12 protein-coding genes and 2 pseudogenes are annotated in these 14,183 nt (G+C 66.9%); 8 read left to right on the forward strand and 6 right to left on the reverse strand.

The window, feature by feature from the left end; all coding sequences use genetic code 11:
- The first annotated feature begins 69 nt into the window (after positions 1 to 69).
- Positions 70 to 1,278 (forward strand): IS110 family transposase, encoded by a 1,209-nt coding sequence (locus ACIPSA_RS50625; protein WP_402648913.1) that lies wholly within the window; start codon positions 70 to 72, stop codon positions 1,276 to 1,278.
- Positions 1,279 to 1,289: 11 nt separating this feature from the next.
- On the opposite strand, the gene ACIPSA_RS50630 is transcribed toward ACIPSA_RS50625, so the two are convergent.
- From ACIPSA_RS50630 to ACIPSA_RS50645, 4 genes are all read right to left on the reverse strand, one after another.
- Positions 1,290 to 1,700, reverse strand: coding sequence for a hypothetical protein (locus ACIPSA_RS50630; protein WP_402648914.1), 411 nt, complete (start codon positions 1,698 to 1,700; stop codon positions 1,290 to 1,292).
- Entirely contained in the window at positions 1,697 to 1,933 is a 237-nt protein-coding gene (locus ACIPSA_RS50635; protein WP_402648917.1) for a hypothetical protein, read from the reverse strand. The genes ACIPSA_RS50630 and ACIPSA_RS50635 overlap by 4 nt, the downstream gene beginning before the upstream one ends.
- A gap of 161 nt (positions 1,934 to 2,094) precedes the next feature.
- A complete protein-coding gene (locus ACIPSA_RS50640; RefSeq protein WP_402648919.1) occupies positions 2,095 to 2,532 on the reverse strand; it encodes a GNAT family N-acetyltransferase in 438 nt (145 codons plus the stop codon).
- Between the two features lie 395 nt (positions 2,533 to 2,927).
- A complete protein-coding gene (locus tag ACIPSA_RS50645) occupies positions 2,928 to 3,476 on the reverse strand; it encodes a GNAT family N-acetyltransferase (protein WP_402648922.1) in 549 nt (182 codons plus the stop codon).
- A 167-nt stretch (positions 3,477 to 3,643) separates the two neighbouring features.
- Between ACIPSA_RS50645 and ACIPSA_RS50650 the strand changes: the two genes are divergently transcribed.
- The 4 genes from ACIPSA_RS50650 to ACIPSA_RS50665 all read left to right on the forward strand — a co-directional run bounded on the left by ACIPSA_RS50650 (position 3,644) and on the right by ACIPSA_RS50665 (position 7,132).
- Positions 3,644 to 4,021, forward strand: a complete 378-nt coding sequence (locus ACIPSA_RS50650; RefSeq protein WP_402648924.1) for a DUF4440 domain-containing protein — start codon at positions 3,644 to 3,646, stop codon at positions 4,019 to 4,021.
- 2 nt (positions 4,022 to 4,023) lie between these two features.
- On the forward strand, positions 4,024 to 4,383 hold the full coding sequence (locus ACIPSA_RS50655; RefSeq protein ID WP_402648926.1) for an alpha/beta fold hydrolase: 360 nt from the start codon (positions 4,024 to 4,026) through the stop codon (positions 4,381 to 4,383).
- An 18-nt stretch (positions 4,384 to 4,401) separates the two neighbouring features.
- Positions 4,402 to 5,228 (forward strand): IS5 family transposase gene (locus ACIPSA_RS50660; protein WP_402648928.1). Its coding sequence is split into 2 segments (ribosomal slippage): positions 4,402 to 4,762 and positions 4,762 to 5,228, totalling 828 coding nucleotides; the frame shifts between segments, so codons are not numbered across the junction.
- Positions 5,229 to 5,848: 620 nt separating this feature from the next.
- Positions 5,849 to 7,132, forward strand: a complete 1,284-nt coding sequence (locus tag ACIPSA_RS50665; protein ID WP_402648931.1) for a tetratricopeptide repeat protein — start codon at positions 5,849 to 5,851, stop codon at positions 7,130 to 7,132.
- A 531-nt stretch (positions 7,133 to 7,663) separates the two neighbouring features.
- On the opposite strand, the pseudogene ACIPSA_RS50670 reads toward ACIPSA_RS50665, so the two are convergent.
- Positions 7,664 to 8,352, reverse strand: a pseudogene (locus ACIPSA_RS50670) (dienelactone hydrolase family protein).
- A gap of 1,138 nt (positions 8,353 to 9,490) precedes the next feature.
- Positions 9,491 to 10,294, reverse strand: a complete 804-nt coding sequence (locus ACIPSA_RS50675; protein WP_402648933.1) for a hypothetical protein — start codon at positions 10,292 to 10,294, stop codon at positions 9,491 to 9,493.
- A 550-nt stretch (positions 10,295 to 10,844) separates the two neighbouring features.
- Here ACIPSA_RS50675 and ACIPSA_RS50680 point away from each other — a divergent pair.
- From ACIPSA_RS50680 to ACIPSA_RS50690, 3 genes and pseudogenes are all read left to right on the forward strand, one after another.
- Positions 10,845 to 11,045: a hypothetical protein gene (locus ACIPSA_RS50680; protein ID WP_402648936.1), complete on the forward strand. Its 201-nt coding sequence runs from the start codon at positions 10,845 to 10,847 to the stop codon at positions 11,043 to 11,045.
- Positions 11,046 to 11,959: 914 nt separating this feature from the next.
- Positions 11,960 to 13,438 (forward strand): hypothetical protein, encoded by a 1,479-nt coding sequence (locus ACIPSA_RS50685; protein WP_402648939.1) that lies wholly within the window; start codon positions 11,960 to 11,962, stop codon positions 13,436 to 13,438.
- Between the two features lie 458 nt (positions 13,439 to 13,896).
- Positions 13,897 to 14,183 (forward strand): annotated as a pseudogene (locus ACIPSA_RS50690) (hypothetical protein); the annotation flags it as partial.

A 14,183-nucleotide genomic window follows, 5' to 3' on the forward strand; every position in this document is an offset into this window, starting at 1 on the left:
GCTACCTCACCCCGCTGGAGACCCGGCAGCGTCTGGATCAAGAACACGCCCTCGTAGCGTAAGCATCGAGTGTCCAAGATCACGGGGAAGCTTCACAGCGGCCAGTTACTGGCCAAACGACACGTCACCGACGACGCGGCCGGCTACAAGATCCTGCTGGACCTGCTCGCCGAGTACGGCTACACCGAAGAGACCCCGATCCCGGTGGCGATCGAGACCTCCCGCGGCCTGCTCGTCGCGGTGCTACGGACTGGCAAGCGGCGGGTCTTCGCGATCAACCCGATGGCCGCGGCCCGCTACCACGACCGACACAGCGTCTCGCGCAAGAAGTCCGACCCCGGCGATGCCCTGGTCCTGGCGAACGTCCTGCGGACCGACATGCACGCTCACCGGTCCCTGCCCGACGATTCCGACCTGGCCCGCGCCATCGCCGTCCTGGCCCGCGCCCAGCAGGACGCGACCTGGAACCGGCAGCAGATGTCCAACCAGCTTCGGTCTCTGTTGCGCGAGTACTACCCCGCCGCCCTGGACGCCTTCGCCGCCTGGACCAACGGCCTATGTCGGCCCGAAGCCCGCGAACTCCTCAAGCTGGCGCCCACCCCCGCCAAAGCCGCGCGACTGACCCGCGCCCAGATCACTGCCGCCCTCAAGCGGTCCGGCCGCAAGCGCGGCATCGAGGCCGACACCGAACGGCTCCGGGAAGCCCTGCGAGGTGACTGGGCCCGGCAGCTGCCGCTGGTCGAGGACGCACTCGGCAAGCAGATGGTGGCGCTCTTGATTCAGCTGGACGCTGCCTGCGCCGCTGCCGACGACCTCGCCAAGGCGGTGGAGGAGGCGTTCCCTCAGCACCCGGATGCTGACGTGATCCTCAGTTTCCCGGGACTCGGCGTCCAGCTCGGCGCCCGGGTGCTGGCCGAGATCGGGGACGACCACACCAGATTCGCCGACGCCCGGGGCCTGAAGGCGTACGCAGGTTCCTCGCCGATCACCCGTGCCTCCGGCAAGAAGTCCAGCATCACCCGCCGACGGGTGAAGAACGACCGGCTCAACCACGCCGGCTACCTATGGGCCTTCGCCGCGCTGACCGCGTCACCCGGAGCCAAGGTCCACTACCGCCGACGGCGTGACGAGCGTGGCGACTGGCACGCGTCCGCCCTGCGCAACCTCTTCAACCGCATGATCGGCCAGCTCTACCACTGTCTCCAGCACAGCCATCACTACGACGAGGCACTGGCATTTCCGCCTCCGTCGCAAGCTACCGAAACGGTCGCCGCATAGATCACGGCCGATCAGGCCACGGGAGGCTGCACCCAAGGCGCAAGACGTTCCCCAGCGGCCAACTCGCGCCAGTATCGGAAGACGGTGCCCTGGACGATGTCGAGCTGGTCGGCAGCGATCAGACAAGTGGCCCGATCCGGGCCGCCAGCGTCCGCTTCGAAGGCAAGGACGACAGGTGGTGTCTCCCCGACCTGGTCGGCGACCAGCCGCACCTCGTCCGGCGTCGGTGCACGGAAGACCGGATCGTGGAAGCTGGCCGGGCACCTGACCAGGACCGGGTCGGAGAAGACCAGTTCCAAGTGATGGGCATATGAGATGTCGTGCCCGGCACCCAGTCGCAACCGGCCAGCGTTCCACTCCACAACGTCCCAGTCCCACCAGGATCCCTCGGGAAGCTGGATCACCACATGGCCCTTGCTCATGCTCCGGACTCCGGGATGACCAGGCCGAATGTGCGCAATCGGGGAAGACAGATCCCCAAGCAGGCTTCCACCGATGCTGCGTCCGTCCGCACCAAGAGGTCCTCGCGGAACGGGGCTCCGCTCGCGACGAACGTCCACGGCTTCACGCCCTCGCGCATGCGCTCGGCGTCAGCCTTGAACAGGACCGTGACCCCCTGCTCGGCCAACGACTCCATGATCCGCACCACGTCCACCGAAGCTCCCTTGCGCCCGTAATCGAACAGTCAGCAAAGCTACACAGACATCAACGCCGCCCACTTGACGGCTTGGGACCGTGAGGCGTCTAGTCGCGCTGCTGAGTAGCGACCTCGCTGAGCTGCGACCGCGGCCAGGGCCCCCTCGAAGGTGGCGCCCACTACCTGTCAAGCGGGAAGCGATAGACGGTCGACTGCCTGGTATGGAAGCCGAGACGCTCATAGAGCCGGTTCGCTGCCGCACGATCCGGCCGGGAGGTTAGATCCACCGTCCGGGCTCCCGCCTCCCGGGCAATCCGCAAGGCCTCCCGGGTGAGAAGACCGGCAACTCCCTGGCCTCGCGCTGCACTGTCAACGACCACGTCTTCGATGCGGGCCCGCAAACCGGACGGCAGGGGAAACAGCACCAGAGTCAGAGTTCCGACGATCGTCTCGGACGTCCGTGCGACGAGCACCGTGTTGGCATCACTCGCCACCATCCGGTGGATCGCTTCGTGGTCGAGGGGTTTCGCCGTCGAGGACAGCTGCGGCAACAGCCGGCCGAAGGCGTCCACGAGTTCCGGGCTCGCTTCCCTGACGGTGTCTACACGGATGTCCATGCTGGGAGCCTATCCATCGCCCAGACAGCTGAGCCTGCTCCGGCCCGGGGACCTGCCGTCTGTCTCAACGAACCAAGTCCACGCGTCTCACCCAATCCAGTCCACGCAGGCCAGCGCCATGCGGACGACTGACTTCGATGAGACAGGACAGCATCTGCTGCAGCACGCGAACCTTCGGACGTGGAAGAAGCATTGTTGTCCGCGGACAACAAGTGCCTCGTGGCGGTCGCCGACTCCTTCTCGACTGCCGTCGTATCTGTCCGCTGTCATCCATTCGAGAGCCTGCTTGAAGGGTACGGGCGTTTGACAGCGAATCCAGTTGTTTCGGCTTCCTTCACCACCTGAAGCACCAACAGGACCGGGGCCCCCTGGAGACGGAGCCACCCAGTCCAAGCTCAACCGGACGGCGTGACCGAGGGCCACACGCCGAACCACTGCTCGGCGCCGTAGTCCTCGAACCGCTCCACCTCGGTGAACCCCAGCTTTGCCGCGAGGCGCATCGAGCGGTCGTTGGCAGTCTGGGTGCAGAGCACCACCGGTTCGCCAGGAAGCGTGTCGGCGAACCAGTCGAGTGCCGCTGCGCACGCCTCGGCGGCGTACCCGCGTCCCCACGCTTCCGGCAGGAACATGTAGCCGAGCTCGGCCTCCCCGGCATCCGGACGGACGTGCCCCGGACGCTCCGCGTCGCGCCGATCGAGCGTGAGCATGCCGATCATCGCTCCGTCGAGATCGATCACGAAAAAGCCAGGGCGCCGCCCGGGTATCTCAGGCGCCGTGCGCTCGAGCTCATCACGCGGCCGAGGGCCACCCACATAGGTGCCCACCTCTGGCGAGGCGAACAGCTCGATGAACGCCGCACGGTCCCGTGCCTCGGACTCACGGAGCACGAGCCGCTCGGTCCTTATCGGGGCAGGCGGCCAGGAGACGGTTCCGAGTTCAGCCATGGCGGGCAACCTATCGCACGCCCGTGAGAGTGATCCGAAAGAGAAGGCGCAGCCAGTGATCGCTCGAACGCAGATTGCTCAGGACTCCTGAGGGCGCCTTTCGCCGTGGCTCGCGCCGGGCGATCTATTCGCTGTGCACTGGCGAGAGGTGTCCGTAGGGTTCCGGCATGACCGACGAGAGCGAGCGTGCAGTGCAAGCAGTCATAGATGCAGAATTGCGACTGCTTGATCCTGAAGTGCGCGCTTCGGCAGCCCGCGTGTTGGAGCTTCTGGACTTGGAGTTCACCGAGTTCGGCGCGTCGGGACGTCGGTGGGGCGTGGAGTCCATCCTCACGGTTACGAGCGGCGGAACGGTGTCATCGGAGTCTCCGGTGAAGGTCAGCGAGATGTCCGGGGTCGTTCTTGCTCCCGGAATCGTTCATCTGACGTACTTCGCCGACAACCAGGGGCGCCGAGCCTGGCGAAGCTCCCTGTGGCGACTGACGGAGACGGGCCGGCGCCTGTACTTCCACCAGGCAACTCCTGTTCCGTCCGAGGCCGAGTAGCCATGCAGGTCACTGGCAGCGACGCTGTGCGGATTGCTTTCGAGACGATGGGCGGCGGGCTGCCGCTGGTGCTGTCTCACGGGCTTTTCGGAGACCGCACGACGTGGCGGTCGGCCGGCTATGTCGACGCCCTCGCCGACAGTCATCGCCTTGGCCTCATCGATGCCCGTGGCCAAGGGGGAAGCGACGCACCCCACGATGCGGAAAGCTACCGGATCGACCATCAAGTCGATGACGTCATCGCCGTACTCGACGAGCTGAACATCTCTCGGTGGCGTTCTGGGGAGCATCGATGGGCGGCATCATCGGCCTTAGAACTCCTAACAGAATGCTCCAACTCGCCTTGGAATACAGGTGCCTGATGGCGAGTTAACCTTCACATGAGAAGGGGTGAGCAGCTGCCGTGGATCGTGTCGGATGAGCTGTGGGCCCGGATCGAGCCGCTGCTGCCGGTTGTGCCGCGCCGCGCGGATCACCCGGGGCGCAGGCGTCTGGATGACCGGAAGGTGCTGTCGGGCATCCTGTTCGTGCTCTACACCGGCATTCCGTGGGAGTTCCTGCCCCAGGAGCTCGGCTTCGGCTCCGGCATGACCTGTTGGCGGCGCCTGCGCGACTGGAACGACGCGGGTGTGTGGCAGCGTCTGCACGAGTCGCTGCTGGCTGAGCTGCACGCTGCCGGCGCTCTGGACTGGTCGCGGGCGGTGATCGACGGCTCCCATGTGCGGGCCATGAAGGGCGGCCCAAAACCGGACCGAGCCCGGTCGACCGTGCCCGAACAGGCTCCAAGCATCATCTGATCACCGAAGCGCACGGCATCCCCCTGGCGGCATCGCTGACCGGCGGCAACCGCAACGACGTCACCCAGCTCATCCCGCTGATCGAGGCCATTCCGCCGGTGCGCGGCAGGCGCGGACGGCCTCGCCGACGGCCCGAGGCGCTGTATGCCGACCGGGGCTACGACCACGACAAGTACCGCAAGCAGGTCCGGGCGGTCGGGATCACCCCCGTCATCGCCCGCCGCGGCACCGAACACGGCTCAGGGCTGGGCGTCCACCGGTGGGTCGTCGAGCAGAGCTTCGCACTCCTGCACTGGTTCCGCCGGTTACGCATCCGCTGGGAGATACGCGACGACATCCACGAAGCCTTCCTCAGCCTGGCCTGCAGCATCATCTGCTGGCGACGACTGAGGAACCTCACACTTTGTTAGGAGTTCTTAGGCCGCTAGCTCGCCACCCTGAACGGCTGACCCGTCTCGTCGCTGGCGGAGCCCATGCTGGCCGGGTCGTCGCCGCTCGGGACGAAGTCCAGCAGGAAGCTGAGCTGTTCCGCGCTCAGGGGACCGCGCCTTCCATCGACATGCTGCAGCGTCAGGGACTTCTCCCGGATTGGATGCGTGCAGCGATGCTGGCAGCCGACCCGCAGGCGCTGGCGGCACTGACCGTCGCCCTCGCCAGCCGCGACGGCGCCCTGGATCAGCTCGCTCAGACCCCGGCGCCGGGGCTTCTGCCAGCGGGTGCCCGTGCCCGCCAGCTCAAGGCCATCTGCGGATGCACAGGGGGAGTGAAGACCAGTACCTTCCGGTACCGCGCCTGTCGATCTGCCCATTCTCCAGGAACCCGCTTGCGGGACATGCTTGGTTTGTTGTCCGCGGACAACAAACCTTCCGAGTCGGCGGGCTCTGGGCTGGTCGGCGTCGGTTCAGGTGTCCTGTCGCAACGAAGTTTGACGAGTCTCATCGAAGTTTGACTGGCAAAGGTTCGTCTCATCGGAGTTTGACCACCCCGGGGCGTGGGCCGTTGTCGGAGGTGGGGGCTAGGGTGCGCTGCCGTGGACGCTGCTGATCTTGACTACCGGGTCCGGACGTTGTCCGGCTGCATTCCGCCGCTGCTGGTCTCGCGGCTTCTTGAGCTCGGCCATGCGGTGGAGGTGGAGTTCCAGGCCGGGCGTGGGGAATGGTTCTGCGCGCGGGAGTGGGCGCGCCTGCTCGGCGGGCAGGGCCGACAGGCAGAGGCGCTGGAGACGCTCGCTCCTTATGTCGCGACGGGCTGGTGGCCGGCCACCCGGGCTGAAGCGGAGCTGCTGGAGGGCTGGGGGCGGGTGGAAGAGGCGATCGAGCGGACCCGGCCGTACGCGCAGGCGGGAGACCGGATGGCACTGGATTTCTTCGCACGTCTGCTGGCCCGCCACGACCGTGGCGGCGAGGCGTTCACGCTGCTGAGAGCCGGGATCGACGACTGGTTCCTCGCCGACTGTCTGGTCGACATCGCCGAGGGCGCGGGCCTGGATGAGGAGGCGGCGGCGTTGCTGGAGGGCCGGGTCGAGGCGGTCCCCGCTTGTGGCGATCCCGACTGCGACAACCGGCGGACCGAGCCGTTCAACGCCGTCGGACTGCTGGCCGCGATCCGGGAGCGGCAAGGCCGCGTCGAGGACGCGATCGCCCTACTGCACACCCGCAACACCACCTCCGTCAACGGCCGTGACCAGTTGGCCGACCTGCTGGCGAGGCACGACCGGATCGAGGAACTGCGCGCGTACGCGGCGGACGAGTACCACGGGCACGCCGCGCGGCGCCTTGCCGAGGTGCTGGAAGAGCGCGGTGACATGGAAGGCGCGATTGACGTGTACCGGCAGCCTGGCGACTCTCCAGCCCGCCGGTACAACGGTGGCGTGCTCCTGTCCGAGCTCCTGGCCCGGCACGGGCGGAGTGACGAGGCGATCGAGGTGATGCGCACACTCGCCGAATCGCCCGGCGGCGGGGAGGACTGGATAGTCGACACACTGTGCACTCTGTACGCCGACCACGGCCGCGCCCACGACGGCCTGGCCTACCTCGACGCCCTCAAGGCGCGCCGCGACGGTGAGGAGGAGTGGGACTTCTTCAGGATGAGGCTTCCGCTCATGGCCGCTTGCGGCCTGCTCCACGAAGCAATCGAGCAGGCGCGGGCGCATCCCGAGGGCAACACCTGGTACGCGGCCTGGAGCGTTTCCGACCTGCTGGCAGAGGCCGGCCGCACGGAGGAAGCCGTCGCCGTCCTCGAACAGTACTCACCCTTCAACAGTTCCCTCCTCGCCCGCCGCCTCATCGACCTCGGCCGCATCAAGGACGCGTAGGAGTTCTTCAAGAGCCGAGGACTAAACCGGCTGAACCAGTTTGGACTGGCACCTTCTCCACCGAACCCCCGTTCTGACACTGCTGACTCCGGGCCACACCCGCCGGTGAGAGACCACGGTCAAACTTCGTTGAGACTGGTCAAACTTCGCCCAGACGGGTCATCAGGGGAGGCGACTGCCTCTGCGGAGAACGAAGGTGTCTCTTCTCAGCGACGTTAGTCGCCGCAGATGCCGCTGACCTGGGTGGACTGGATTGGCTGAGACACCCGTCTCGGCCGGGGATGCCCCGCTCGTCGGGGACGCCCCGGCGGCGACGGCGAGCAATTCCGCCGCGCCAGCCGACAGCACCCGGACGAAGTCGGCCTGCTCGTCGGCCATCCAGCGTTCGGTGGCCACGCGGGCCGGCCATGCCGACATCGGTGTGGCCCGCCGAGCCGTCTGCTGGTCGCAGCCGTGTACTTCAGGATTGGTTTCCGAGTCGGAGCCTCAGCTGTTGGCCAGTGTGCGGTCGAGGAGGGGGAGCAGGCGGTCCTAGTGGCGCTGCAGTCCGGCGGGGTCGAAGGCGTCGGTGTCGGACATGGTGAACCCGTGGACGGTGCCGGGGTAGATCTCGGAGGTGTAGTCGACCTTCGCGGCGTCCAGGGCCTGGTTGAGCTCGCCGAGGGCCTCGGGTGTCAGGTCGCTTTCGGCGTGGCCGAAGTGGACCTGGGCGGTGATCTCGGCGAGGGTGTCGGGCCCGTCGGCGCCCACGGGGCCGTGGAATGCGGCGATGGCGGCCACCTGGCCGGGGTGGGCCGCGGCGGTGCGCATCGCCAGGAGGCTGCCTATGCAGTAGCCGGTCACCGCGACCGGTCCGGCGGCGACCTCGGGCTGGGTGGTGAGGAACCTGAGGTAGGCGTCGGCGTCGCTCAGTACGCGTTTGGCGGTGTGCGCCTCGATCAAGGGCATCAGCTGGGCCATGAGCGCGGGCCGGACCTCTTCTCCGATGTGCTCGGGAAGTTCGATCAGCGATGCCGGGCCGTGCCGGTAGAAGAGGTTGGGGACGAGGACGTAGTACCCGTGTCCGGCCAGTTCGCGGGCGATCTCCCGCAGCGCGGGCCGGATGCCGAAGCCGTCCGCGTACATCAGCACCCCTGGTGCCGCTCGCCGTGGTCGGGGAAGGCGGCGAAGGCGTCGGCCTGGCCGTCCGTGGTGGGAATCTGCAGCGTCTCGATGGGCATGAATTCTCCTGTCGTGGTTGATGTGTCGAGCCTGTGATCAACACGACGGAGGCGGAGCCCGCGCAGCAGCGCAAGATTCTCGATCGAACAGCGGGCCCGCGCCGGGCCGTACGGCGCTCAGAAGAGCACCGGGTCACCAATCCGTGTGTGACGCAATGCCGTCCCGGTAATCGTGGCCGCACAGCGTAGCCCACCGGACAAAAGCCGACGCCAGCACCCCAGTCCACAGTGCGGCTCACGAGAATGATGTCGGCCAACACCTCGCATCCTGAACCCGCAGCGTCGACGTACGACACCTCGACGTACAGCACCGCAAAATCCACGCCAGCTGAACAGCCACCCAGCCCTCCCCATGCGATCGCCTCGCGCGACCAGGCTCGCTGACACGAAAGCCAAAACGACTGAGTTCGCTGAGTAGACGCCTCGATTGGATGAGAACGGACAGAAGGGATGAGCCACCTTGGGCTGTCCTTGTGCGGACACCGTGGCGTTGTTGTCCGCGGACAACAAACTGGGCGACGAATCGGGCGCCGTTGACGGTTCGGGGGAGTTGTTGTCCGCGGACAACAGGAGGGTGGGACAACGCACCGGCGCCATCAGCCTCAATGGCGCAGATGCTCGGGAGACTCAGGAACCTCGGGCCAGCAATGACACGGACTCGTCCGGTCGCGAAGGCGGCAGCCAGCCCCGCGTTCTGCCGTATGGCGATGCTCCGTTTCTCGCCCTCCGCTTGCAGCGGAAGATGGAGCCGACCGTCTTCGCTCGTTTCGCCCGCACTCTCCCGACGCTGACGCCGACTTGTCGTCGCGGCTGCGGCGGGGAGAGGAGGCACGTCAGCGGAAGCCTGAAGCGTAGGAAACGTGGTGACCCTGCCGAACTCCGCCCACAAGGACGGAGGGGCTGGCTCGGCTCACCAAGCACGGCCCGCGCGACCGTAGACCGTGGTCCTCTAGACCTCGATAGCGCCTGTGGAGGAGAGCCCCTCGACGGCCGCGCCCGCATTGCCTAATGAGCCGGACTGGGGCATGGTGCGGTGTTCACGCCGCGTGCGATCCAGGCGAGCCACGCCGGACTCACCGATCGGCCACGTGCTTGCTCCATGGCCCACTCGCCGCGGACGCGCATGGCCTGTCTTCTGTCAGTGTGCGAGCAGTTCTGCCGCAGCCGCGTGGGCCGACCGCGATTCGTCACTGCAACCTGCCGGTTGGGCAGTGTGCTGCTCGATCTTCTTCAAAGCCCGCACCAACGCTTCCAGATAGGTGCCGAGGCTCACCATCTGCGTGGCAGTGTGACAACTCGGCAGCACCGCTTCAATCTGATCCAGCCAGAACTCGACGTCTTCGTCGTCTACAAATCCGCTACGACACCGGACCAAGCGCCGCGCGACGGGCACCAGCAGTGCGTGACGGCGGGAGGCTTCCTCCGCAGCCCGCCGTTCCGCTGCAGCCCTGATCTCGAGTTGACGCTCGGCTGCGAGGACGGCTTCCGGGGTGCGCCGCACAGCCTGGCCCTCCTGTGACGCAGCGGTGAGGGCGGCTGCTCGTAGTCGCGTCGCCTTGTTATAGGCCGCACTCGGAGTACTGACCGCGAGCGCCGGCATCAGGTCCGCCCACTCCGTTCCAGCAGACCGTGCGTCTTCCACGGCCTTGGCCTGGTGCAGGTCGACCTGTTCCCGGAGGTACTGCCACAGGGTCACACGCTTGACTGCTCCATCACGTTGCGCCTGGTCGTCCTTCAGAACACTGGCGTGTTTCTCCACGTACAGAAGCGCCCTGAAGAGCTCGGCGTCATCCGGCATTCGGTCGATGGAGGGATCTTCGGCCTCCTCGTGAAGCTGCCGCAATTCGCCAACGATGGCAGCGGCGTCGAGGTTGCCAACTCGCAGAGGCGTTCTGAGCAGCGGCTTCGTGGGTGAGAGTGACTTCCTGGTGCGACGCGGCATGGCGTCAAGTGTGCCTCGCTCGGGTCGATTCACATAATGTGAATCGACCCCACCTCTTTGCGTAGGGCCGAGAGACGTGGCTGAGCACTGTTGCGAATCGGCTTGCACGCGGCACCCCGGCCGACGTGCCGCGATGCCTTGAACTGGTGGATCAGACCAGTTGAACCCTCGCATTGTGATCCAGCCGTTGGGCTCACAGCCGGTCGGTCAATGCCGCGAGGTCCGAAGCAAAGCATCCGGCGAGATGCCGCGCTGCCCGTCATCTCCGTCCCTGATCTCGGCGCCAGAAGCGGGGCGCGAACCCTGCCCCCGGCCTCGGCGCCGACATACCTCTGTCACCCCTGCGGTCACAAGCGCAGCGGCAGAACTCCGAGCAACTTCGGGCCGGGAGCAGTACCCGCAGTCGGGCGAGTTCCGCTTAATTCACGTTGCTCCCCAAGGCCCTTGCCATTGTTCGCCGATGTTCGTCTTCGTCCGGGCGCACCCTGGCGAACACCGTCTTGACGAAGCTCGCTTGCACCAACTGCCACCCATACGCAGGGAGTCCGTCGTGACACGTTTCGCCCTGGTCCTCCTGGCCGCCGCCGTCGTGGTCCTCGCGGCGCTGATTGCCGCCGCTGGTGCGGGCAAACTGGCCCGCCTCGATGGGGCCACCTATCCCGCCGCCCTCATGCGCGCGGCCGCTGTCTTCGCCGCGGTCCTGACGCTCACGGCCTCTGTCACGGCCGCCCTCGCCCAGGTCCTGTCGTGAACTCGTTCGGGCGGGCCGCAGTATGAAGAGAGCCGCGGTACACCTGTGGACGGCCGGGGCTTGACCCTTCCCCGATGCAGCGGGCGACGTTGTTCTCTGGTGGAAGCCCAGAAGGCGACCGTCAACAACTCGACCTTCTGCAATCTCGCCTGTCTTCGCCAGGACTGGATGCTCATTTGGGGTCTGGGGCCGTCCTGCTGGCATACAGCCGCGCCGAAGTGCCTGTGTACTCAGGCGTGAGCGCCGAAGATGAACACGGTCAATCACCGTACGTGGGAGATGAACGAGTGCCTGATCGGCAAGGGCAGCGTGCAGCGCGCATCGAGCTGAACCAGAGGCTGAGCGATGGGCTGGCGCGAGCTGGCCTGACCAAGGCGGATCTTGCGGTCCAGGCACATCTGGGCCGGACTACTGTGCAGGCCGCCTTTCAGGCCGATGGGCCTGTCCCGTCAGCTCAGACGGTCAGTGCTCTGGCGAAGCGGCTGCGTTTGCCGGTCGGGGAACTGTTGCAGTTACGTCGCATTGCAGCTGGGGAAGTTGGTCGCGGGTCTGGAACTGATGATGGCCCGGGCAGACCGATCGGGGACTGGGATCCGCACGAACTTGAGGTCCACCCCGCCGGCTCTGCGCACATCGAAAATGCTCACAGCACAGGCACGGACAGGCCGCTGCCGGGCTACGTGCAACGCTCCCACGACCGCGTCCTCGCCCGCGCGGTCCGCGACGTCGAGCAGGGGCGCAGCAGGATCGTGATCCTGGTGGGATCGTCTTCGACCGGCAAGACGAGGGCCTGCTGGGAGGCAGTGCAACCACTCGCTGCTCGCGGGTGGCGTTTATGGCACCCGTTCGACCCCTCACGTGCCGAGGCCGCGCTTGCGGAGCTGGCTCGCGTGCAGCCTTGCACCGTGGTGTGGTTGAACGAGGCTCAGCACTACGTCGGTGCCCCCGGCAGTGGGCAGCGGATCGCGGCAGCACTTCATGGGCTGTTGACCCGTCCCGAATGCGGACCGGTCCTCATCCTGGGCACCATGTGGCCCGAATACGCCCATCTGTACACCGCCTTGCCCACTTTCGACCGCCTGGACCGGTACAGCCGGACACGGGAGCTTTCCGGATGCATGGTCACTGTTGCGGATAAATTCGACGATGGGGAGCTGGACAGGGTCGTCGCACTGGCACGCGACGGCGACCGGCTGCTGGCCGACACTCTGACGCGGGCCCGCGCCGATGGACGGGTGACGCAAGACCTTGCTGGAGCGCCTGAACTTCTGCGTCGCTACGAGCAAGCCGCACCGGCTTCGAGGGCTGTGCTGGAGGTGGCGATGGACGCACGCCGGCTCGGCGTCAACCTTCACCTACCAGGTTCCTTCCTCACCAACGCAGCGACCGGCTACCTCAGCGACCACGACTACGACCGGCTCCCTGACGACTGGCCGAACGCCGCCTTCGACGACCTCGCCCGCCCCGTCCACGGCAAACAAGAACCCTTGCGCCGCGCCCACGTCCGCCCAGACCACCATCCTCCCGGGCTCCTCGCAGAGCCTGTGGCCCCAATCTCATCGGCAGAACCGGTGTTCCGGCTGGCTGACTACCTGGAACAACACGGCCGCGCCACACGCACTGGCGTGCGCCCGCCCGACTCGTTCTGGCATGCAGCGCACACTTGTCTCACGCGCCCTGACGACCTGCACGAACTCGCAAAGGCAGCAGGTTCTGTCGGGCAGCGCCAGTGGTCTTACCACCTCTTTTCTCGCGCCGCCGAGGCTGGCGACGCCAACGCGTGGTACGTCCTCGGGCTCAGGGCCCATATGGCCGGAGACGTGGGACAGGCCGAAACCCTCTACCAGCGGGCACTCGATGCCGGTGTTGCACTAGCCCTGTATGACTTGATGCGCCTACGGGAAGAGGCCGGAGATCGGACGGGTGCCGAGGCGGCGGCCCGCCGGGCGGCAGCGGACGGATACACCGAGGCGCTGTACGACCTGGCATGGCTGCGCGAACAGAACAACGACAGCACGAGCGCTGAAGCCCTCTACCAAGAAGCAGCCGAAGCCGGCGATCTCGCCGCTCTGCTTCACCTGGCACGCCTGCGGGACCGGGCCGGGGACCTGGCCAGCGCTGAGGCCCTCTACCAGCAGGCAGCCGAGACGGGCTACGGCCCTGCCCTGCATGACCTCACCCGGCTTCGGGAAGAGGCCGGAGATCGGACGGGTGCCGAGGCGGCGGCCCGCCGGGCGGCAGCGGACGGATACACCGAGGCGCTGTACGACCTGGCATGGCTGCGCGAACAGAACAACGACAGCACGAGCGCTGAAGCCCTCTACCAAGAAGCAGCCGAAGCGGGCGATCTCGCCGCTCGCACGCTTCCCAAGCGCGTTCCTCGTCATCGATGAACTGGATGAAGGCCCACTACGTTGCGAGCCTCGGTGCGCAAGTTGTTCGCCAGGACCAGGTCGCCACAAAGTTCGGACTCTGGGCATACTGATGCGGCGCCAGCTCGTGCCGTCGTCCTCCCTGGCCGCGTCGACAGTGGGAGATCCGGCAGGTTCTACACGCGGCGGTGCGCGTCTCCATGTTGGCTACGACGTCGTAATTCGGCCCCGGCATGACAACTCGAAGCGGCCCCGTTTCGTGAAGATCCATGACGGCTCGAAGCGCTCCCCGTGCCGACATGGGCCAGGTCTCTGCCGGAGCCGGAGAAAGCTGCCGATGCTCAAGTGGGAGCCGATTCCAGCCGCCCGGGTGGGGCCGCCGAACGACGTCGCAGTCAATGACGTGTACGCAGGTGAGGGCCGGTTGGGCCTGGGCTGAGGGCCTTGTCCCACCGCGAGCCGGCGGGGATCATGACCGCGTGCAGCCCGAAGAGAAACTCCACGAACTACTCGCGCGCGCCGGCCTCACGGTCGTCGAGGAGGTGCCCCCGGGCGGCCTGTTCCCGCCGGAGGCTGGCTGGCGGATCGCGCGGGGTATCGCGGCGCCGGACGGCGTGGCCCGGGAAGCGCTCGATGCCGCGTGGTGGCGCCGTCTTTGCGATGTCGACGGCGAGTTCCTGGTGGCTGTCCTCAGGCACCGGATCGGCGGCAACGACTCCTGGTGGACCCGGGTCCGGCACGCCGGGAGCGGCGTGCCGGAGTTGAC

Source organism: Streptomyces sp. NPDC086549 (assembly GCF_044746205.1).
GTDB lineage: Bacteria > Actinomycetota > Actinomycetes > Streptomycetales > Streptomycetaceae > Streptomyces.